Source organism: Streptomyces sp. NPDC101165 (assembly GCF_044768135.1).
Classification (GTDB): domain Bacteria; phylum Actinomycetota; class Actinomycetes; order Streptomycetales; family Streptomycetaceae; genus Streptomyces.
Window position 1 is genome coordinate 41,230 of the sequence record NZ_JBIWPG010000007.1, and the last position, 18,820, is coordinate 60,049.

Below are 18,820 nucleotides of genomic sequence, written 5' to 3' on the forward strand. Positions count from 1 at the left end.
CCCGCCCGGCGGGACCTAGGCGCGCTTGTAGATGGGGGGCCGCTTCTCCGCGAAGGCGCGGGCGCCCTCCTTGGCGTCGGCGGTGTCGAAGACCGGCCAGCCACGGGCGAGTTCGGCGGCAAGTCCGTCGGTCTCGGTCATCTCGCCGGTCTCGTACACCGACGCCTTGACGGCCTCCACGGCGAGCGGTCCGCAGGCGTTGACCTGCTCGGCGATCTCCAGCGCCCTGGCGAGTGCGGTGCCGTCGGGGACGACATGCCCGATGAGCCCGATGGCGGCCGCCTCCTCCGCGCTGTACGGCCGTCCGGTGAGCAGCATCTCCAGGGCGTGGGTGCGCGGGATCTGGCGCTGCAGCCGGACGGTCGAGCCGCCGATGGGGAACAGGCCGCGCCGGACCTCGAACAGGCCGAAGGTCGCGGACTCGCCCGCGACCCGGATGTCGGTGCCCTGGAGGATCTCGGTGCCGCCGGCCACGCAGTACCCCTCGACGGCGGCGATCACCGGTTTGCGGGGGCGGTGGTGGCGCAGCATGGCCTTCCAGTGCAGGTCGGGATCGGCCTTGAGCCGGTCGCGGTAGTGCTGCCCCGCCATGCCGTCCCCGGCCAGCGCCTTGAGGTCCATGCCGGCGCAGAAGGCGCCTCCGGCCCCGGTGAGCACGATCGAGCGGATCGTGTCGTCCTCGTCGGCCTCGGCCCAGCCGTCGTACAGGCCGACGAGCATGGGAAGCGAGAGTGCGTTCTTCGCTTCGGGCCTGTTGAGCGTGAGCACCAGTGTGGCGCCTTCGCGCTGCACGGTGAGGTGTTCCGTCCCACCCATTGCCCATCTCCCCTCGGTTGGAACGAGAACAGGTTGCAGTAGGCGGGGAGGCACTTCAAGGGAACTTCGCGGGTTTTCTGACAGACAGTCAGATTTCTTCGCGCGGACCCTTCACAGTTGCCGCGCCCTTTGCTCTGATGACCGGCGAACCGGTGGATCGCCAGGCCGTCGGAGGTCAGGAGGAGCGGTGGAGTACAACCTTGCCGATCTTTTCGAGTCGGTCGTCGACGTGGTACCCGACCGCGAGGCTCTCGTGTACCTCGACCATCCCGGCACCGGCGCGGAACGCCGCCTGACCTACGCGGAGCTGGACGCGGCCGCCAACCGCATCGCCCACCACCTGATCGACACCGGGATACGCCCCGGGGAGCATCTGGGCCTCCACCTCTACAACGGCGTCGAGTACCTGCAGACGGTCCTGGCCTGCATGAAGGCCCGGGTCGTCCCGGTCAACGTCAACTACCGCTACGTCGAGGAGGAGTTGGTCTACCTCTACCGGGACGCGGATCTGGTCGCGCTGGCCTTCGACGGGGAGTTCGGCGACCGGGTGGCGGCGGCGCTGCCACGGGCGCAGAAGCTGCGGCACCTGCTGCGGGTGGGGGATTCGTCCTCGCCGGTGCCCGGCGCGGTCCCGTTCACCGAGGCGGAGGTGTCCGGTTCGCCCGAACGGGGCTTTCCCGTCAGGTCGGGCGACGACCAGTTCATCATCTACACGGGCGGCACGACCGGCATGCCCAAGGGGGTGATGTGGCGCCAGGAGGACCTGTTCTTCGCGGGTCTGGGCGGCGGGGCGCCGACGGGTGAGCCGGTGAAGAGCCCGGAGGAGCTGGCCGAGCGGGTGGCCGCGGGCGGGTATGGGATCACCTTCTTCCCCACTCCCCCGCTGATGCACGGCACGTCCACCCTCACCGCGTTCATCGGCTTCAACTTCGGCCAACGGGTCGTCCTGCACCGCAAGTTCGTGCCGGAGGAGGTGCTGCGGACCGTCGAGAGGGAGAAGGTCACCAGCATGTCGCTGGTCGGCGACGCGATGCTCCGGCCGCTGATCGACGCGCTCGGCGGACCGATGAAGGACACGGACTGCTCGGCGCTGTTCAGCGTGTCCTCGTCGGGCGCGATCATGTCGGAGACCGTGCGCCAACAGTTCCGGGAACTGGTCCCGAACGCCCTGCTGCTGAACAACTTCGGCTCCTCCGAGTCCGGCTTCAACGGTACGGCGACGGACGACTCGGGACCCGAGCGGGGTTTTCGCATCCGGGTCAACTCCCGTACCCAGGTGGTGGATTTGGCGACGCACGAGCCGGTGGCGGTCGGCGAGATCGGCCGGGTCGCACAGTGCGGCCATGTGCCGCTCGGCTACTACAACGACCCGCGCAAGACCGCCGAGACGTTCTTCGCGAAGGGCGGGAAGCGCTGGGTACTGCTCGGCGACATGGCGACGGTGGACGAGGAGGGCGTGGTCACCGTCCTCGGCCGGGGCTCGCAGTGCATCAACACCGGGGGCGAGAAGGTGTACCCGGAGGAGGTCGAGCAGGCCCTCAAGGCCCATCCGGACGTGTACGACGCGCTGGTCGCCGGGGTGCCGGACGCCACGTGGGGCAACCATGTGGCCGCCGTGGTGCAACTGCGCGAGGGAGCCCGGCACCCCTCGCTGACCGACATCCAGGACCACTGCCGCACCCGGCTGGCCGGCTACAAGATCCCGCGCCAGCTGGTGATCACGGACTCCATCCAGCGCTCGCCGAGCGGCAAGGCGGACTATCGGTGGGCGCGGGAGGTGGCGGTGGCCGCGGACCGCTAGGGAGGGGTGTCCCACCGTTGCCGTGCACCTGGGGACGCGTACCCTGTGCGCCACGTTGAACGAACGGTGACGGTCGGCCGTACGGGTGATGACGGCGTCGGCCTGCTGGTTCCGGCTCGTCGCAGCCGCGACCGGGCCACGCACGGAAGGACCTTCGGGTGTCGCACCTCATGCCTCGTCAACTGCCGGATCCCAGAGCGGGGTCGGACACCGATGACGAGGGGAGCGGGGAGGACACCCGGCGGGACTCCCCGGCGGGCGCCCGCCCCGGCTGGTTCGGCTGGCGCCTGCGCCACCCACGGGTCGCGCGCGGGGTGAGCGTGGGGACGACGGTCCTCGCGGCCGTCCTCGTGCTGGGCGCGCTGCTGTTGCCGAACCGGCTCGACGGGCTGACCTTCCTCACGTTCCTGCGCATTCCCGCGGAGGGGATCCTGCTGGCCGGTCTGCTCCTGGTGCTGCCGCACCGGGGCCGACGGGTCGCGGCGGTGGTCACGGGCCTGCTGCTCGGTCTGCTGACCATCCTCAAGTGCGTCGACATGGGCTTCTACACGGTGCTGGTCCGGCCGTTCAACCTGGTGATGGACTGGGGCCTGCTGGGCGACGCGGCGGACTTCCTGCGGGAGTCGCTGGGCCGGACCGGCCAGCTGCTCGCCGTCACCGGCGCACTGCTCCTCGCCGTCGCGGTCCTCCTCCTGACCACGCTCGCCACGGTCCGGCTGACCGGTCTGATGGTCCGGCACCGCCAAGTGGCCACCCGCAGCACCCTGGTGCTGGGCACCGCGTGGATCACCTGTGTCACGCTCAGCCTGCAGATCGGCGACGTGCCGATCGCCTCCAAGATCAACGCCGTCATCGTGGACAACCGGGTCGAGCAGGTGCGGGCCGGCCTCGCGGATGCCCGGGTCTTCCGCGAGGAGGCCGCCGTCGACGCCTTCGCCGGCACACCGCGCGACCGGTTGCTGACCGGCCTGCGCGGCAAGGACGTCCTGTTCACCTTCATCGAGAGCTACGGCCGTACGGCGATCGAGGACCCGGCGATGGCGCCGCGGATCGGTACCGTGCTGAAGGAGGGCACGGCCTCCCTGAAGGCGGCGGGATTCGAGGCCCGCAGCGGCTGGCTCCGCTCCCCGGTGACGGGCGCGGGCAGCTGGCTGTGCCACACGACGTTCCTGTCCGGCCTGTGGGTCAAGAACCAGCAGCGGTACCGGACCGTCACCGCCAGCGACCGGATGACCCTCACCAAGTACTTCCGTGAGACCGGTGCCTGGCGCACGGTCGGCGTGGTGCCGGGTGTGCGGTACGCCTGGCCGGAGGGCCGGTTCTTCGGCCTGGACCACATCTACGACTCCACGCACCTCGGCTACGACGGCCCCTACTTCAGCTGGACGCCCGTGCCGGACCAGTTCAGCCTGGAGGCCTTCAACCGGCTGGAGTTCGGCAAGAAGGACCGGGGGCCGCTGATGGCGGAGATCATCCTCGCCTCCAGCCACAACCCCTGGGCGCCCGTCGCCCACATGATCGACTGGAAGGACCTCGGCGACGGCTCGGTCTTCCACCGCATCAAGAAGGAGGGCAAGGACCCGAAGGAGGTCTGGAAGAACCCCGAGAGCGTGCGCACCGAGTACCGGAACGCCATCGAGTACTCCCTGCACAGCCTCGTCGAGTTCGTGCAGCGCTACGGCGACGAGAACACGGTCCTGGTCTTCCTGGGCGACCACCAGCCGGTGCCGACGGTCACCGCGGGCAGCCCCCGCAAGGACGTGCCCGTCACCATCGTCGCCCACGACCCGAAGGTGCTGGACCGTGTCTCCGGCTGGGGCTGGACGGCGGGCCTGAAGCCGGCGGCGGACGCTCCGATCTGGCCCATGAACAAGTTCCGCGACCGCTTCATGCGGGCGTACGGCCCGCAGCAGGGCTGACCCTGTCCCCGTCGAGGAAGGCGAGGGTGCGGCGGACGAAGTGCCCCGGGTCGTCCAGCCACGGGTAGTGGCCGGCGCCGGGCTGGACGGTGACCTCGGCGTTCGGGAAGGCCTCGGCGGTGCGGCGGGCGAGGTCGGGGCGGGGGCCGCCGTCCAGTCCGCCCGCGTACACCAGAACCGGGGCGGTCAGGTCGGCGAGCGCGGCCCGGGTGGCGTCCGGGGTGAAGGCTCCCTCGCCGAAGTACCGGTCCGCGGCCTCGTCGTTGGTCTGCTCGTCCGCGGCAGCGTCATGCGTGCGGGCGGCGTCGTCCCAGCGGCTGTAGAAGAACGGCATGAAGACCTCGTCGAAGTCGCCCTCCCCCGTCAGCCACGCCTCGAACGCGGGAAACGCCTCCGCGAACCACGGCTCACCGGCCCGCAGCCGGGCCGCGGCCAGCCGGTCCTCGGGTGTCGCCCGCATCCCGAGGGCCGAGGGATTCGGGGTGATCAGCACGAGCCGCCGTATCCGGTGGGGGTAGCGGGCCGCGTAGAGCATCGCGAGACTGCCGGCCGCCGAGTGAGCCAGCAGATCCATGTGCTCCAGCCCCATGTGGGCCCGCCACACCTCGACGTCGTCCACCAGCCGGTCACAGCGGTACGTCGCCGGGTCGCCCGGCACCCCGGAATCCCCGGTCCCCCGCAGATCGAGCAGGGCCAGGCGCCGGTGCGCGGCAAGCCCGCCCAGTTCCCCGAGATAGACGGAGGCACGCATGGGCCCGCCGGGCAGGACAGCGAGCGCCTCGCCCTCACCCCTGAGGTGGTAGGAGAGCTGGGTTCCGTCGGCTGCACTGAAGGTCGGCATGCCGATGATCATCCAGGTCCGGACCGCCGGGCCGCAACGCTGATGCCCGCTCACAGGGCGATGGGCCGGTAGGCCAGCAGCTCCTCCACGATCCGCCCCGGCGAGGCGTCCGCCAAGTGGGCAGGCGGGTGGAAGAGCAGGTTGGCGGCCCGAGGATGAGCGACGTTGGTCTGCAACACCGACAGGTAGTAGTCGGTATCGGGGTCTCCCGATGCGCATCCGGCCAGGATCCGGCGGACGATCTCGGTGAGTTCCTCGCGGGTGACGTCCGGGACGCGTGGCCGGGTCGGCCGGGCGGCCTCCAGAGCGAACTCCTCCAGGTCACGGGATGCTGACCGGCAGAGGAAGGCCGACGGCTCGTACGCGCACCCAGTTGCCGCGTTGAAGGCGTCGACCGCCCGGCGCCCAGCCTCCGCGTCCTCGCACAGCAGCCTCTCGATCCGCTCGATCTCCTCGCCCAGCTCCGCCAGCCGCTCGGCCGGCACGGGCGGGGGCAGCAGTTCGCGTCGTAGGTCCACGCGCCCATTTTCCGCGCCGTCCTGTCGGGAAAATCCGAGCCGGCCTCTTGCCTGGAGGTGGATGGTCTGAATTTACTGACCCCGGAGGGTCGACCGAATGATCGGTCGTCCGGAATGTATGGCTGACGAGGGAGAAGTCCCGATGGCGGATGCGACGGACCTGCTGGATGCGGGCGAGAAGCTCGGGCCCGAGGAGTTGCGGGCGCTCCAGCTGGAGCGGCTGCGCGCCTCGCTGCGGCACGCCTACGACAACGTGCCCTTCTACCGGGAGTCCTTCGACAAGGCCGGCGTCCGTCCGGAGGACTGCCGTTCGCTGGCCGACCTGGCGCACTTCCCCTTCACCACCAAGGCCGACCTTCGGGAGCACTACCCGTACGGCATGTTCGCCGTGCCCCGCGACCGTATCCGCCGCCTCCATGCCTCCAGTGGCACCACCGGACTGCCCACGGTGGTCGGCTACACGGAGAACGACCTTTCCATGTGGGCCGACATGGTGGCGCGTTCCATCCGGGCCGCGGGCGGGCGCCCCGGTGACACCGTGCATGTGGCGTACGGCTACGGGCTGTTCACCGGGGGGCTGGGCGCCCACTACGGTGCCGAGCGGCTCGGCTGTACGGTCATCCCGGCGTCCGGCGGCATGACGGCGCGCCAGGTCCAGCTGATCCGGGACCTCGAGCCCGGCATCATTATGGTCACCCCGTCGTACATGCTCACGCTGCTGGACGAGTTCGAGCGGCAGGGCGTGGATCCGCGGAGCACCTCGCTGCGGGTGGGCGTCTTCGGCGCCGAGCCCTGGACCGAGCAGATGCGGCGGGAGATCGAGGAGCGGTTCGCGATCGACGCCGTCGACATATACGGGTTGTCCGAGGTGATCGGTCCGGGGGTCGCCCAGGAGTGCGTGGAGACCAAGGACGGGCTCCATGTGTGGGAGGACCACTTCTACCCGGAGATCGTCGATCCGATCACGGGTGAGGTGCTGCCGGAGGGCGAGCAGGGCGAGCTGGTGTTCACCTCGCTCACCAAGGAGGCCATGCCGATCGTCCGGTACCGGACCCGGGACCTGACCCGGCTGCTGCCCGGCACGGCCCGGGTGTTCCGGCGCATGGAGAAGATCACCGGGCGCAGCGACGACATGGTGATCCTGCGCGGGGTCAACCTGTTCCCGACCCAGATCGAGGAGATCGTGCTGCGCACCCCCGGCGTGGCCCCGCACTTCCAGCTGCGCCTCACCCGCGAGGGCCGCCTCGACGCGCTCACCGTACGCGCCGAGGCCCGCCCGGGCGCCACGCCCGAGACGCGGGAGGCGGCGGCCCTGTCCATCGCCGCGGCCGTGAAGGACGGTGTCGGCGTCTCCGTGGACGTGGAGATCGTGGAGCCGGAGTCGCTGGAGCGGTCCGTGGGCAAGATCCGCCGGATCATGGACCTGCGGCCGCGCTAGCGGTCACGGGACGGGCCTGACCGGCACGGGCCTGACCGGCACGGCACCCTTGGAGGCTTCGGCCGCCTCGGGTGACGTCCGGCCCTTCCTGGCGGTCGAGCACGCGGTGCTCTTCGAGACCGACCCCGACCGGGCCCGGACCCTCGCGCGCGAGCACCTGCACGGCTACCTCAACACCCCGTACAACCTGGCGAAGTTCCGCAGGCTCGGCTACACGGACGACGACTTCAGCCGGGCACCTCGGCGCTGCCGCAGTGGCGCCTGCTCGCCGAGGCCCTGCTGCCTGGAGGGTTCGGTCGGACAGGTACGGCATCATGACGGAAACATCCGGGGCCGAGCCCCACGCCAGTGAAGGGTTCGCCCCGTGAGCGACGTCCAGCCCCCCGAAGGATCCGACGGGGGACCGGAGAACCACTCCTCCATATCCGACGAGCAGTGGGCGACGTTCCTGCGGGACTCCGCCGAAGGCGACGGCGCCGCCGCGCCGAAGAAGCCGTCGGCACGGGCCAGGAGGGCGAACCGGAGGTTCCGCAACGTACTCGGGGCAGAGCGGAAGGGCCGGAGCTCGAAGGGGCGTGTGTTCCGCAACAGGGCGGGTGCGGTGATCCCGTGGATGGCCGTGGCGGCCGTCGTGCTCGCGGGCGCCTACCAGCAGGGCCTGTTGTCGTGGGACAGACCGCCTTCGTCCGGCCCGGCCAAAGCCGTCGCACTGCCGGGAGGCGGGACCTCCGACGGCGATCGGTGCGGCACCAAGGGCTACCACCGCTTCCCGCTCCCCGCAGCCGCCTCCTCACCCGCGCCTCAGGGCACCCCACGCCCCGGCCCGCAGCTCGAACTCGGCTCCTACGGCTATGCGCAGCCCGACCGCGACGTCGCCAGTTTCCACATCGGGCTGCTCTTCGCTCAAGGCCCGAAGGTGTCCCTCGTGGTGTCCCGGACCCTGGGCGGGGAGGGAGTCGCGGTGGAGATCGAGGGCCAGGACGGACTGGTCGCCGGCGCACACGGCCTCCCTGTCACCTGGAACTCCCCCAGGAAGACCGGCCGTCAGGACACGACACGCATCGACCTGACCGGCGGCGGCAGCGGCGAGATCACGCTGCCGGCACAGGCCCTGTGCCCCGGCTACGACGGCAACGCGGTGTGGAAGGGGCTCCAGCCGCCGGTCGACTCCTCGAACACCATGACCGGGCAGCCGGCCTACGCCCTGACCGTGTCCGTCCGCGATCCGGGCATCGGAGACCTGCGCAGGTCGATCGGCGTTCCGGTCGGCGGCAACCTCCTCAGCACGAACAACCTCGTGCCCGACGGCCCCTGAACACGGCGTCAGCGACCGCTGGTCGAAGCACCGTCGTCCTGGCCGCTGAACCGGTCCCGCAGTTCCCGCTTCAGGATCTTCCCGCTGGCGTTGCGCGGCAGCCGGTCCACGAACAGGACCCGCTTGGGCGCCTTGAAGGAGGGGAGCTTCTCCCGTACGTGCGCGATGAGCTGAGTCTCCGTCACCTCGCCGCGTGGAACGACGACCGCCGTGACGGCCTCGATCCACCGCTCGTCGGGCAGGCCGATCACGGCGGTCTCGACGACGGATCCGTGGGTGTAGAGGGCGTCCTCGACCTGGCGTGAAGCCACCAGGACGCCACCGGAGTTGATGACGTCCTTCACCCGGTCGACGACGGTGAAGTAGCCGTCCGGGTCGCGCACCGCGAGGTCGCCGGAGTGGAACCAGCCGTCCCGGAAGGCCTCGGCGGTCTCCTCGGGCTTGTCCCAGTAGCCCTCGCACAACTGCGGTGAGCGGTAGACGATTTCGCCGGGCGTGCCGTCGGGGACGTCCTCGCCCTTGTCGTCCACGACACGTGCGTCCACGAACAGGACGGTCCGGCCGCAGGAGTCCAGCCGGCCCTCGTGCTCGTCGGGCCCGAGCACGGTGGCCAGGGGGCCGATCTCGCTCTGCCCGAAACAGTTGAAGAAGGCCAGCCCGGGCAGGTGTTCGCGGAGTCGCCGGAGGACCGGTACGGGCATGATCGACGCACCGTAGTAGGCCTTGCGCAGGCCGCTCAGGTCCCGGGTGGTGAAGTCGGGCCGGTCGGCGAGGCCGATCCAGACGGTGGGCGGCGCGAACAGACTGTCCACACGACCCGCCTCGACCAGGTCGAAGAGGCGGTCACCGTCGGGCGCGTCCAGGATGATGTTGGTCGCGCCGACCGCGAGGTAGGGCAGCAGGAACACGTGCATCTGCGCCGAGTGGTAGAGCGGCAGCGCGTGCACGGGCCGGTCGCCCGCGCTCAGGTCGAGGGCGGTGATCGCACTCAGGTACTCGTGGACCAACGCCCGGTGGGTCATCATCGCCCCCTTGGGCAGGGCGGTGGTGCCGGAGGTGTACAGCAGCTGCACCAGGTCCTCGGTGCGTGGTTCGGGCCCGTCGTACGGGGGCGCCTCGGCCAGCCGGGCGAGGAAGGAGTCGTCCGAGTTCCGCAGGGGCAACACCCTCACGCTGTCCGGAAGTTGAGCAGCGATGTCCGGATCGGCGAGCACCAGCGTGCTGCCCGACTGGCCGACGATGTACGCCAGGTCGGTGCCGGTCAGGTTCTGGTTGACCGGCACGTGGACCAGGCCCGCGCGGGCGCAGGCGAGGAAGGCGATCAGGTAGGCGTCGGAGTTGTGGCCGTAGGCGCCCACCCGGTCGCCGGGGGCGAGTCCCTCGGCGCGGAGGAAGCCCGCCGCCCGGGAGACGGCGGTGTCGAGTTCCTCGTACGTCCAGGTGCGTTCGCCGTACCCCAGTGCCACCCGCGCCGGGGTGCGCCGGGCGCTGCGCCGCAGCACCCCGTCGACCGTGCTGCCGTGTCCCTGCGTCATGACAGCCGATCCTCGGCCCACCGGAGGCGCAGGTCAAGAACCTCACACCAGCCGCGTGCGGCCCTCCCAGTACGGGTCCCGCAGGCGCCGCTTGTAGAGCTTGCCGTTGGGGTCGCGGGGCATCTCCGTGATGAAGTCGACGCTCTTCGGCCGCTTGTAGCCGGCGAGCCGCTCCGCGCAGTGGTCGAGGAGGGCGGCGGCGAGGGCCGGGCCCGGCTCGTGCCCGGGAGCGGGTTCCACGACGGCCTTGACCTCCTCGCCCCAGTCGTCGTGCGGGATGCCGAAGGCGGCGGCGTCGGCGACGGCGGGGTGGGCGAGCAGCGCGGACTCGATCTCGGCCGGGTAGATGTTGACCCCGCCGGAGATGATCATGTCGATCTTGCGGTCGCGCAGGAAGAGATAGCCGTCCTCGTCCAGGTAGCCGAGGTCGCCGACGGTGAAGAAGTCGCCGATCCGGTTCTTGCGGGTCTTGTCCTCGTCCTTGTGGTACGAGAACCCGCCGGTGCTCATCTTCATGTAGACGGTGCCCAGTTGGCCGGGTGGGAGCCGGTTGCCGTCGTCGTCGAAGACGGCGAGTTCGCTGATGGGCCAGGCCTTGCCGACCGTTCCGGGTTTCTTCAGCCAGTCCTCGGCGGTGGCGAAGGCTCCGCCGCCCTCGCTGGCCGCGTAGTACTCCTCCACGCAGTGCCCCCACCAGTCGATCATGGCCCGCTTCACATGGTCCGGGCAGGGGGCGGCGCCGTGGATCGCGTGCCGCATGGACGAGACGTCGTACCGGCCCTTCACCTCGTCCGGGAGGGCCAGGAGGCGGTGGAACTGGGTGGGGACCATATGGGTGTGGGTGCACTTGTGGGCGTCGATGAGACGGAGCATGTCCTCCGGGGTCCACTTGTCCATGAGCACCAGACGGTGGCCGATGTGCAGGGACGCGCCCGCGAACTGGAGGACGGCCGTGTGGTAGAGCGGCGAGCAGACGAGGTGGACGTTGTCGTCGAAGGGCCTGATGCCGAAGATGCCGAGGAAGCCGCCGAGGTAGGCCTCCTCGGGGGCCTTGCCGGGCAGCGGGCGGCGGATGCCACGGGGGCGCCCGGTCGTGCCGGAGGTGTAGTTCATGACCCAGCCGAGCGTCCGGTCGGAGGGCGCCGACCCGGGCTGTCTGTCGAGGAGTTCGGCGTACGGCCGGAAGCCCTCGACCGCGCCGACCGCGTAGCGGTGGGTGGCCGGCAGGCCGGCCTCGTCGGCGGCGTGGCGGGCCGGTGCGGCGAAGCGCTCGTGGGCGACGAGCACCTTGGCGCCGGAGTCGGCGACGATCCAGGCGATCTCGGGGCCGACCAGGTGGTGGTTGACCGGGACGAGGTAGAAGCCGGCCTGACTGGCGGCCAGGTAGGCGGTGAAGAACTCGACGCCGTTGGGCAGGACGACGGCGAAGGCGTCGCCGCGTTCGAGGCCCACTGCACGCAGCCCGTGGACGAGCCGATTGGCGGCGGCGTGCAGGCGTCCGGCGGTCCACTGCTCGCCGTCGGGGGCGATCAGGACCGTGCGGTCGGGGTTCTGGGCCGCCTGGGCCCAGAAGCCGGTGGGGGATGTGCTCACGACTGGCCGCTCCTTCCGGCGATGCGGTTGATGCGGTCGACGGCCTGCTCGAAGCCGCGGGTGAGGTCGTCGAAGACGGCCTGGACGCTGCGTTCGCCGGTCATCCGGCCGACGATCTGGCCGACGGGCGTGCCGAGCAGCGGATCGACCTCGTACTTCTGGATCCGGGAGACCGCCTCGGCGACCAGCAGGCCCTGCAGCGGCATGGGCAGCGTGCCGGGCCCGGCGGGATCGTCCCAGGCGTCGGTCCACTCGGTGCGCAGCTGACGGGCGGGCTTCCCGGTCAGGGCGCGGGAGCGGACGGTGTCGCCGGACCCGGCGGCGAGGAGCTTGCGGGTCAGGGCGGGCGAGTGGAGGTCCGCTTCTGTGGTGGTCAGCCATATGGAGCCCAGCCACACACCCTGGGCGCCGAGGCTCAGGGCGGCCGCCACCTGCTGTCCGCTGCCGATGCCTCCTGCGGCCAGCACGGGCAGCGGATCGACCGCCTCGACCACCTCGGGGGTGAGTACCATGGAGGCGATCTCGCCGGTGTGGCCGCCGGCCTCGTAGCCCTGGGCCACGACGATGTCGATGCCCGCCTCCTGGTGCTTGCGGGCGTGCCGGGCGCTGCCCGCGAGCGCGGCGACCAGGACGTCCTGGTCGTGGGCGCGGGCGACGACGTCGGCGGGCGGGGAGCCGAGGGCGTTGGCGAGCAGCCGGATCGGGTGGTCGAAGGCGACGTCGAGCTGGGTGCGGGCGACCTGTTCCATCCACCCGGTGATGCGCCACCCGGACGCCTCGCCCTCGGCCAGCTCCGGCACCCCGTGCTTGGCGAGGGTGTCCCGCACGAACTGCCGGTGCCCCTCGGGGATCATCGCCTCGACGTCCGCCTCGGTCAGTGTGTGATGTCCCGGGGCTTCCACCTTCTTCGCGGGCATCACGACGTCCAGCCCGTACGGCTTGCCGTCGATGTGCGCCTCGATCCAGTCGAGGTCCCGTTTGAGGTCGTCGGGGGCGGTGTAGCGGACCGCGCCGAGCACGCCGAAGCCGCCGGCCCGGCTGATGGCCGCGGCGACGGCGGGGAACGGCGTGAAGCCGAAGACGGCGTGCTCGACTCCGAGTTTCCTGCTCAGCTCCGTCTGCATGGGCGCAGGATGCCGCAGTCCTCCGGACGACGGAAGAGGTTTTCTGATGCTCCGTCAGATGCGTGGCAGATTTTGCTCCGTCGGACTCATGTTCACCCCGAATGGCGCGTATGCCTCGTTGACACGTCCCGCACGCGACAGGACAGTTTCACGATGACCGATGAGGTGGCCACCGGACTCACCCGCCGTCAACTGGGCGCCCTGACCCTGGGCGGCGCCCTCGCTCTCGCCGGCTTCCCGGCCGGCGCGGCCGAGGCCGCGTCCGCCTCCGGCCACCGCACCCTGCGGCACGGCTCCCCGGAACAGGCCGGACTCCTGGCCACGCACCTGCGCGGGCTCGTCACCGACGCGGAGGCGTTCCTCGGCCCCTCCCCCAAGCACCCCTGGTACGCGGGCGCCGTCCTGCTCGCCGGACGCGGCGCGACCGTGGCGTTGCACCAGCCGATCGGCATGGCGGTGCGCTACACGGGATACGACGACAAGACCGACACCGGGATCGAGTTCCCGGCCGACCAGCAGATCCCGATGTCCGAGGACACCGTCTTCGACCTCGCCTCGGTCTCCAAGCTCTTCACTTCACTGCTCGCCGTGCAGCAGTTGGAGCGCGGGACTCTGGAGCTGGAGTCGACCGTCGCCTCGTACCTCCCGGACTTCGGCCGGGCCGGCAAGCAGGACATCACGGTCCGCCAACTCCTCACCCACACCTCGGGTTTCCGCGCCTGGATCCCGCTCTACAACGCGCCGACGCGCGAGGAGAAGCTCCGTCTCATCTGGAACGAGACGCCGCTCAACCCGCCCGGCACGGTCTACCTCTACTCGGATCTCAACCTGATCTCCCTCCAGCTCGTCCTGGAGGAGATCACCGGCCGCGGCCTCGATGTCCTCCTGCGCGAGGAGATCACCGCTCCGCTCGGCCTGGACCGCACCCGCTACAACCCGCCCGCGTCCTGGAAACCGGCGATCGCCGCCACCGAGGTCGCCCGCCCTCCCTGGTCGGGCCTGGACCGCGGGCTGGTGTGGGGCGAGGTGCACGACGAGAACGCGTTCGGCCTCGGTGGGGTGGCGGGCCACGCGGGGGTGTTCTCCTGCGCCTGGGACCTCGCGGTCCTCGGCCGCACGCTGCTCGACCGTGGCAGCTACGGCCGTACACGCATCCTGGAGCCCGAGTCGGTGGACCTGATGTTCACCAACTTCAACACCGCCTTCCCCGGCCACGACCACGGTCTCGGCTTCGAGCTCTACCAGCACTGGTACATGGGCTCGATGGCCACCCCGCACACCGCGGGCCACACCGGCTTCACCGGCACCTCGCTGGTACTCGACCCGACGACCGACTCCTTCCTCGTGGTGCTGGGCAACTCCGTTCATCCGGTGCGTACGTGGCGGTCGGGATCCGCGCCCCGGGTCGCCGCGGGCACCCGTCTGGCCCGCGCCGTACCGGTCCGCCCGGCCCGCGGTCGTACGGCCTGGTTCGCCGGAACGGCCGACGCCACGACGGCGACCCTGACCCTGCCCGCGGTCGACACCTCGCCCGGTGACGCACGGCTGTGCTGCGCCCTGTGGTGGGACATCGAGCCCGCCTCGGACGTCCTCGCCCTGGAGGCCACGACGGACGGGGGCACCACCTGGCAGCCGGTGCCGTTCACCACCACGAGCCACGGCACGGAACCGCAGGAACACCCCGCGGGCTCGGTGACCGGCTGGTCCGGGCGGGTCTGGCACCGGCTGACCGCCGGCCTGCCGTCCGCCCGGCAACTGACCGTGCGCTGGCGGTACACCACGGACCGGCTGTACGTCGGCCGCGGCGCCTACGTGGACGCGTCGCGCGTCGAGGCCGACGGCGAGGTCGTGTTCGACGAGACGCGGCCGGCCGACGCGGCCCGGATCGTGGCGGTGGGGTGGACGGCCTCGGCCGACTGACGCCCGCCGCCAGGGCGGTCACCGGACGGCCGGGCCGGCAGGGCGCGGGCGGATCCGCGTGCTACCCCTCCAGCACCGCCATCGCCGCGTTGTGCCCCGGCACCCCGCTCACCCCTCCCCCGCGCACCGCGCCCGCGCCGCACAGCAGGATGTTGGCGTGCCGGGTCTCCACGCCCCAACGGCCGGTGTCCTCCTGGGCGTAGGGCCAGGACAGTGCGCGGTGGAAGATGTTGCCGCCGGGCAGGCGCAGGTCGCGTTCGAGGTCCAGCGGGGTCTTGGCCTCGATGCAGGGGCGGCCGTCGGCGTCCGTGGCGAGGCAGTCGGCCAGGGGTTCGGCGAGGTGGGAGTCGAGCTGGGCGAGGGTGGACTTCAACAGCTCCTCGCGTACGGCGTCGTTGTCCCGGGCGAACAGCCGGGCGGGGGTGTGCAGGCCGAACAGGGTCAGTGTCTGGTAGCCGCGCTCGGCGAGGTCGGGGCCGAGGATCGAGGGGTCGGTCAGGGAGTGGCAGTAGATCTCCGAGGGCGGCGCGGTGGGGAGTTCACCGGCGGCGGCCTGGGCGTGGGCGGTGGCCAGTTGCTCGTAGCCCTCGGCGATGTGGAAGGTGCCGGCGAAGGCCTCGCGGGGGTCGACGGACCGGTCGCGGAGCTTGGGGAGCCGCGTGAGCAGCATGTTGACCTTGAGCTGGGCGCCCTCGGCGGCCTCGGGTGCGGAGTCCCCCGTCAGAACGGCAAGCTCCTGCGGGGAGGCGTTGACCAGGACGTGCCGTGCCGCGGCGACGCCCTCGCCGTCGGCCGTGCGGTAGGTGACCTCGGCGGTGCGGCCGTCGGTGTCGATACGGACCGCCTCGTGTCCGGTCACGAGTTCCGCGCCCGCCTCGCGCGCGGCGGTGGCCAGGGCGTCGGTGAGGGCGCCCATGCCGCCGACGGGCACGTCCCAGGCACCGGTGCCGCCGCCGATGACGTGGTAGAGGAAGCAGCGGTTCTGGGCCAGGGAGGTGTCGTGGGCGTCGGCGAAGGTGCCGATCAGCGCGTCGGTGAGGACGATGCCCCGGACCAGGTCGTCGGTGAAGTTCTCCTCGACGGCGACGCCGATCGGCTCCTCGAACAGGGCCCGCCAGGCGGTGTCGTCGTCGATGCGCCGGCGCAGCTCGTCGCGGGTGGGCAGGGGCTCGGTGAGGGTCGGGAAGACGCGCTGGGCGACCTGGCCTGTCATCCCGTAGAAGCGCTCCCAGGTGTCGTACTCGCGCTCGCCGCCGGTCAGTCGGGCGAAGGCCTCCCGGGTGCGCTGCTCGCCACCCCCGACGAGGAGGCCGGTGGGCCGGCCGTCGCGCTCCACGGGGGTGTACGAGGAGATGGTGCGCCCGCGGACGCGGAAGTCGAGACCGAGATCGCGCACGATCTTCGACGGCAGCAGGCTGACCAGGTAGGAGTAGCGCGACAGGCGGGCGTCCACCCCGGCGAACGGGCGGGTGGAGACGGCGGCGCCGCCGGTGTTGCCGAGCCGTTCCAGCACCAGCACGGAGCGGCCGGCCCGGGCCAGGTAGGCGGCGGCGACAAGGCCGTTGTGGCCGCCGCCGACGATGACGGCGTCGTACGTCCGGGTTCCCTCGTTGGCAGGCATGGTTCTTCGTAACACGTGATGATCTACGTCGGCCAGAGGCGTGCCGGACGTGTCGGCGCGCGGGTCAGAGTGCGGGCAGGTGTCCGCCGGACGCCCGCTGCCGGCTCAGTACGGCGACTCTGCGGTACAGCTCCACGGCCTCGGCGCCGCGGCCGAGCTGTTCCAGGCAGTGGGCCTCGTCGTTGCGGCTGGCGAGGGTGTCGGGGTGGTCGGGCCCGAGGACGCGTTCGCGGGCCGTGGCGACCCGCCGGTACTCGGTGAGCGCGTCCGCCCAGCGGCCCAGCCAGCCGAGGCCCACCGCGACCTCGCGCCGACTGACCAGGGTGTCCGGGTGGTCGGCGCCGAGGACGCGTTCGCGCAGCGCGCAGACGTCGCGGGCCTCGGCGAGGGCCTCCTCCCAGCGGTCGAGGCGGCCGAGGTTGACGCCGAGGCCGTGGCGGGCGCGCAGGGTCTCGGGGTGGGTGGCTCCCTGGACGCGGGTGCGGTCCTCGATCAGGTCGCGGTAGAGGCGGAGGGCGTCCGCGCTGCGGCCGAGCCGGCCGAGGCTGATGCTGGCCTCGTAGCGGGCGGAGAGGGTGTCCGGGTGGTCGGCGCCGAGGGTGCGGGCGCGGGCGTCGGCGACCTCGCGGTAGGTGCGCAGCGCCTCGTCCCAGCGGCCCAGCTGGCCGAGGGCGTAGGCGACTTCGTAGCGGGTGACGAGGGTGTCGGGGTGGTCGGGGCCGAGCACCCGGGCGCGGGCGGCGGCCACGTCGAGGGCCATGCGGTACGAGTCCTCCAGGCGCCCGAGCCGGCTGAGGTTGAAGGCGAGGTTGTGGCGGCAGCGCAGGGTGTCGGGATGGTCGGGGCCCATGATGTGCATCCGGGCGGCCAGGACCGAGGTGTAGCCCTGGTGGGCCTCGAAGTGGCGGCCCAACTGGCCCAGTATGTAGGCCGTTTCCTGGCGTGCGGCCAGTGTGTCGGGGTGCTCGGGGCCGAGGACGCGCGATCGGGCCGTGGCGACGTCGGTGTAGGCGCGCAGCGCGTCGGCGGCCCGGCCGGTGCGGCTGAGGGTGAAGGCGGCCTCGTAGCGGCTGGCGAGGGTGTCGGGGTGGTCCGGGCCGAGGAGCGCCGCCCGTTCGGCGGCGACGGTCAGGTGCAGGTCGCGTGCCTCGGCCCAGCGGCCGCGCCGGGCCAGGCCGAGGCCCTGGTGGTGCCGTGCGGTGAGGGCGGCGACGGCGTCGGGCGCCGGCCGGGAGAGAAGGGCGACCTGGGTCCCGGAGGTCCAGGCGCCGCGCAGGGCCGCGCCGGGGTCCGGCGGGACGGCGCGCAGTCCGGCACCGACCGCCTTGTGGCCGGTGGTCATGCCCCGGGTCCACGCCGGCAGGTGTGTCTCGTGCGCGGCCGTCCCGGCGGCGCCCGGCCGTCCCGTCACGACCGTCGGCACATACGTGGCCGCCGTACGCCCTGCGGCCAGGCGACGCCCCAACTCGCCTGCGTCGTAGGGCCGTTCCTCGGGCTGTTTGGCCAGCAGGTCGAGGACGATCCGCTCGAAGGGGGTGGGCAGTTCGGGGCGGTGGGCGCGGGGCGGGAGGGGTGGGGTGTCGCGGTGGCCGATGAGGATCGCCCAGGCGTCGTCCAGGTCGAACGGCGGTGCCCCGGTGGCGATCTCGTACAGGACGCAGCCCAGTGAGTACAGGTCGCTGCGCTGGTCGACCTCGGTGCCGCCGATCTGTTCCGGGGACATGTAGTGCGGGGTGCCCATCGCGATGCCGGTGCCGGTGAGGCGGGCGGTGAAGCCGATGTCGTGGCCGAGGCGGGCTATGCCGAAGTCGCAGATCTTCACGGTGCCGTCGGTGAGACGCACGATGTTGGCGGGCTTCAGGTCGCGGTGCACGATGCCCTGTTGATGGGTGTAGGCGAGGGCGGCGGCGACCTGTTCCGCGATGTCGATCACGTCGTCCACGGGCAGCGGATGCCCCTTGTTGTCCTCCAGGAGCAGGCTCAGGTCGCGTCCTTCGAGCAGCTCCATGACGAGGTAGAGGACGCCGTCGTACTCGCCGAAGTCGTGGATGACGGTGACTCCGCGGTGCGAGAGCGCGGCGGCCACTCTGGCCTCCCGGCGGAATCTCTCCCGCAGGACGCGGGTGAAGGACGGGTCGTGCTGCGGGCCGAGCGGCTTGAGGCACTTCACCGCGACCTGCCGCCCCAGGGACTCGTCGCGGGCCCGCCACACCTCGCCCATCCCGCCCCGCCCGATCAGGTCCAGCAGCCGGTACCGGCCCTGAATCAGCCTGTTCTCCCCCATTGCGCGCCGTCGCCCCCGTCGCTGTCCGCCCCGCCCCCCGGGGGACAGCGCCACGTGTCGCGACCGCGTACGACGCGGCCCGATCCGTGACACAC

14 protein-coding genes are annotated in these 18,820 nt (G+C 71.6%); 6 read left to right on the forward strand and 8 right to left on the reverse strand.

What is annotated here, in order from left to right:
* Window positions 1-15: 15 nt before the first annotated feature.
* On the reverse strand, window positions 16-816 hold the full coding sequence (locus ACIRVH_RS16145) for a crotonase/enoyl-CoA hydratase family protein (protein ID WP_403953119.1): 801 nt from the start codon (window positions 814-816) through the stop codon (window positions 16-18).
* A gap of 187 nt (window positions 817-1,003) precedes the next feature.
* Between ACIRVH_RS16145 and ACIRVH_RS16150 the strand changes: the two genes are divergently transcribed.
* Both ACIRVH_RS16150 and ACIRVH_RS16155 read left to right on the forward strand, forming a co-directional pair.
* Window positions 1,004-2,617, forward strand: coding sequence for an acyl-CoA synthetase (locus ACIRVH_RS16150; RefSeq protein ID WP_403953122.1), 1,614 nt, complete (start codon window positions 1,004-1,006; stop codon window positions 2,615-2,617).
* Window positions 2,618-2,787: 170 nt separating this feature from the next.
* A complete protein-coding gene (locus tag ACIRVH_RS16155) occupies window positions 2,788-4,536 on the forward strand; it encodes a sulfatase (RefSeq protein WP_403953124.1) in 1,749 nt (582 codons plus the stop codon).
* Here the strand turns inward: ACIRVH_RS16155 and ACIRVH_RS16160 are convergent.
* Together ACIRVH_RS16160 and ACIRVH_RS16165 are read right to left on the reverse strand one after the other, a co-directional pair.
* Window positions 4,505-5,377, reverse strand: coding sequence for an alpha/beta fold hydrolase (locus ACIRVH_RS16160; RefSeq protein WP_403953127.1), 873 nt, complete (start codon window positions 5,375-5,377; stop codon window positions 4,505-4,507). The two genes, ACIRVH_RS16155 and ACIRVH_RS16160, sit on opposite strands and share 32 nt — an antisense overlap.
* Window positions 5,378-5,427: 50 nt before the next feature.
* Window positions 5,428-5,895, reverse strand: coding sequence for a hypothetical protein (locus tag ACIRVH_RS16165; protein ID WP_403953129.1), 468 nt, complete (start codon window positions 5,893-5,895; stop codon window positions 5,428-5,430).
* 142 nt (window positions 5,896-6,037) lie between these two features.
* Between ACIRVH_RS16165 and paaK the strand changes: the two genes are divergently transcribed.
* Genes paaK through ACIRVH_RS16180 form a run of 3 tightly spaced genes read left to right on the forward strand, consistent with a single transcriptional unit; the run spans window position 6,038 to window position 8,648 of the window.
* The gene (gene paaK / locus ACIRVH_RS16170; protein WP_403953132.1) at window positions 6,038-7,333 is read left to right on the forward strand and encodes a phenylacetate--CoA ligase PaaK; all 1,296 of its coding nucleotides are present in this window, start codon (window positions 6,038-6,040) and stop codon (window positions 7,331-7,333) included.
* Between the two features lie 49 nt (window positions 7,334-7,382).
* Window positions 7,383-7,685 carry a hypothetical protein gene (locus ACIRVH_RS16175; RefSeq protein ID WP_403953134.1) on the forward strand — a complete coding sequence of 101 codons (303 nt, stop codon included), beginning with the start codon at window positions 7,383-7,385 and terminating at the stop codon, window positions 7,683-7,685.
* Between the two features lie 12 nt (window positions 7,686-7,697).
* Window positions 7,698-8,648: a hypothetical protein gene (locus tag ACIRVH_RS16180; RefSeq protein WP_403953137.1), complete on the forward strand. Its 951-nt coding sequence runs from the start codon at window positions 7,698-7,700 to the stop codon at window positions 8,646-8,648.
* Window positions 8,649-8,656: 8 nt separating this feature from the next.
* Here ACIRVH_RS16180 and ACIRVH_RS16185 read toward each other — a convergent pair whose 3' ends face one another.
* Genes ACIRVH_RS16185 through ACIRVH_RS16195 form a run of 3 tightly spaced genes read right to left on the reverse strand, consistent with a single transcriptional unit; the run spans window position 8,657 to window position 12,900 of the window.
* On the reverse strand, window positions 8,657-10,183 hold the full coding sequence (locus ACIRVH_RS16185) for an acyl-CoA synthetase (RefSeq protein WP_403953140.1): 1,527 nt from the start codon (window positions 10,181-10,183) through the stop codon (window positions 8,657-8,659).
* A gap of 42 nt (window positions 10,184-10,225) precedes the next feature.
* Window positions 10,226-11,776, reverse strand: a complete 1,551-nt coding sequence (locus ACIRVH_RS16190) for an acyl-CoA synthetase (RefSeq protein WP_403953142.1) — start codon at window positions 11,774-11,776, stop codon at window positions 10,226-10,228.
* Window positions 11,773-12,900, reverse strand: a complete 1,128-nt coding sequence (locus tag ACIRVH_RS16195) for an NAD(P)H-dependent flavin oxidoreductase (RefSeq protein ID WP_403953145.1) — start codon at window positions 12,898-12,900, stop codon at window positions 11,773-11,775. Before ACIRVH_RS16195 ends, ACIRVH_RS16190 begins: the two co-directional genes overlap by 4 nt.
* Window positions 12,901-13,053: 153 nt before the next feature.
* On the opposite strand from ACIRVH_RS16195, the gene ACIRVH_RS16200 reads away from it, so the two are divergent.
* Entirely contained in the window at window positions 13,054-14,820 is a 1,767-nt protein-coding gene (locus ACIRVH_RS16200; protein ID WP_403953147.1) for a serine hydrolase, read from the forward strand.
* Between the two features lie 61 nt (window positions 14,821-14,881).
* On the opposite strand, the gene ACIRVH_RS16205 is transcribed toward ACIRVH_RS16200, so the two are convergent.
* Both ACIRVH_RS16205 and ACIRVH_RS16210 read right to left on the reverse strand, forming a co-directional pair.
* Window positions 14,882-16,441, reverse strand: a complete 1,560-nt coding sequence (locus ACIRVH_RS16205) for a phytoene desaturase family protein (RefSeq protein WP_403953148.1) — start codon at window positions 16,439-16,441, stop codon at window positions 14,882-14,884.
* Window positions 16,442-16,505: 64 nt separating this feature from the next.
* Entirely contained in the window at window positions 16,506-18,725 is a 2,220-nt protein-coding gene (locus tag ACIRVH_RS16210; RefSeq protein ID WP_403953150.1) for a tetratricopeptide repeat protein, read from the reverse strand.
* Between the last annotated feature and the right edge of the window lie 95 nt (window positions 18,726-18,820).

Bases quoted from the DNA above. Each gene is read 5' to 3' on its own strand.
- ACIRVH_RS16145 (WP_403953119.1), bottom strand. From the start codon at position 816: ATGGGTGGGACGGAACACCTCACCGTGCAGCGCGAAGGCGCCACACTG.
- ACIRVH_RS16155 (WP_403953124.1), top strand. From the start codon at position 2,788: ATGCCTCGTCAACTGCCGGATCCCAGAGCGGGGTCGGACACCGATGAC.
- ACIRVH_RS16160 (WP_403953127.1), bottom strand. From the start codon at position 5,377: ATGCCGACCTTCAGTGCAGCCGACGGAACCCAGCTCTCCTACCACCTC.
- paaK (WP_403953132.1), top strand. From the start codon at position 6,038: ATGGCGGATGCGACGGACCTGCTGGATGCGGGCGAGAAGCTCGGGCCC.
- ACIRVH_RS16185 (WP_403953140.1), bottom strand. From the start codon at position 10,183: ATGACGCAGGGACACGGCAGCACGGTCGACGGGGTGCTGCGGCGCAGC.
- ACIRVH_RS16195 (WP_403953145.1), bottom strand. From the start codon at position 12,900: ATGCAGACGGAGCTGAGCAGGAAACTCGGAGTCGAGCACGCCGTCTTC.
- ACIRVH_RS16200 (WP_403953147.1), top strand. From the start codon at position 13,054: ATGACCGATGAGGTGGCCACCGGACTCACCCGCCGTCAACTGGGCGCC.
- ACIRVH_RS16205 (WP_403953148.1), bottom strand. From the start codon at position 16,441: ATGCCTGCCAACGAGGGAACCCGGACGTACGACGCCGTCATCGTCGGC.
- ACIRVH_RS16210 (WP_403953150.1), bottom strand. From the start codon at position 18,725: ATGGGGGAGAACAGGCTGATTCAGGGCCGGTACCGGCTGCTGGACCTG.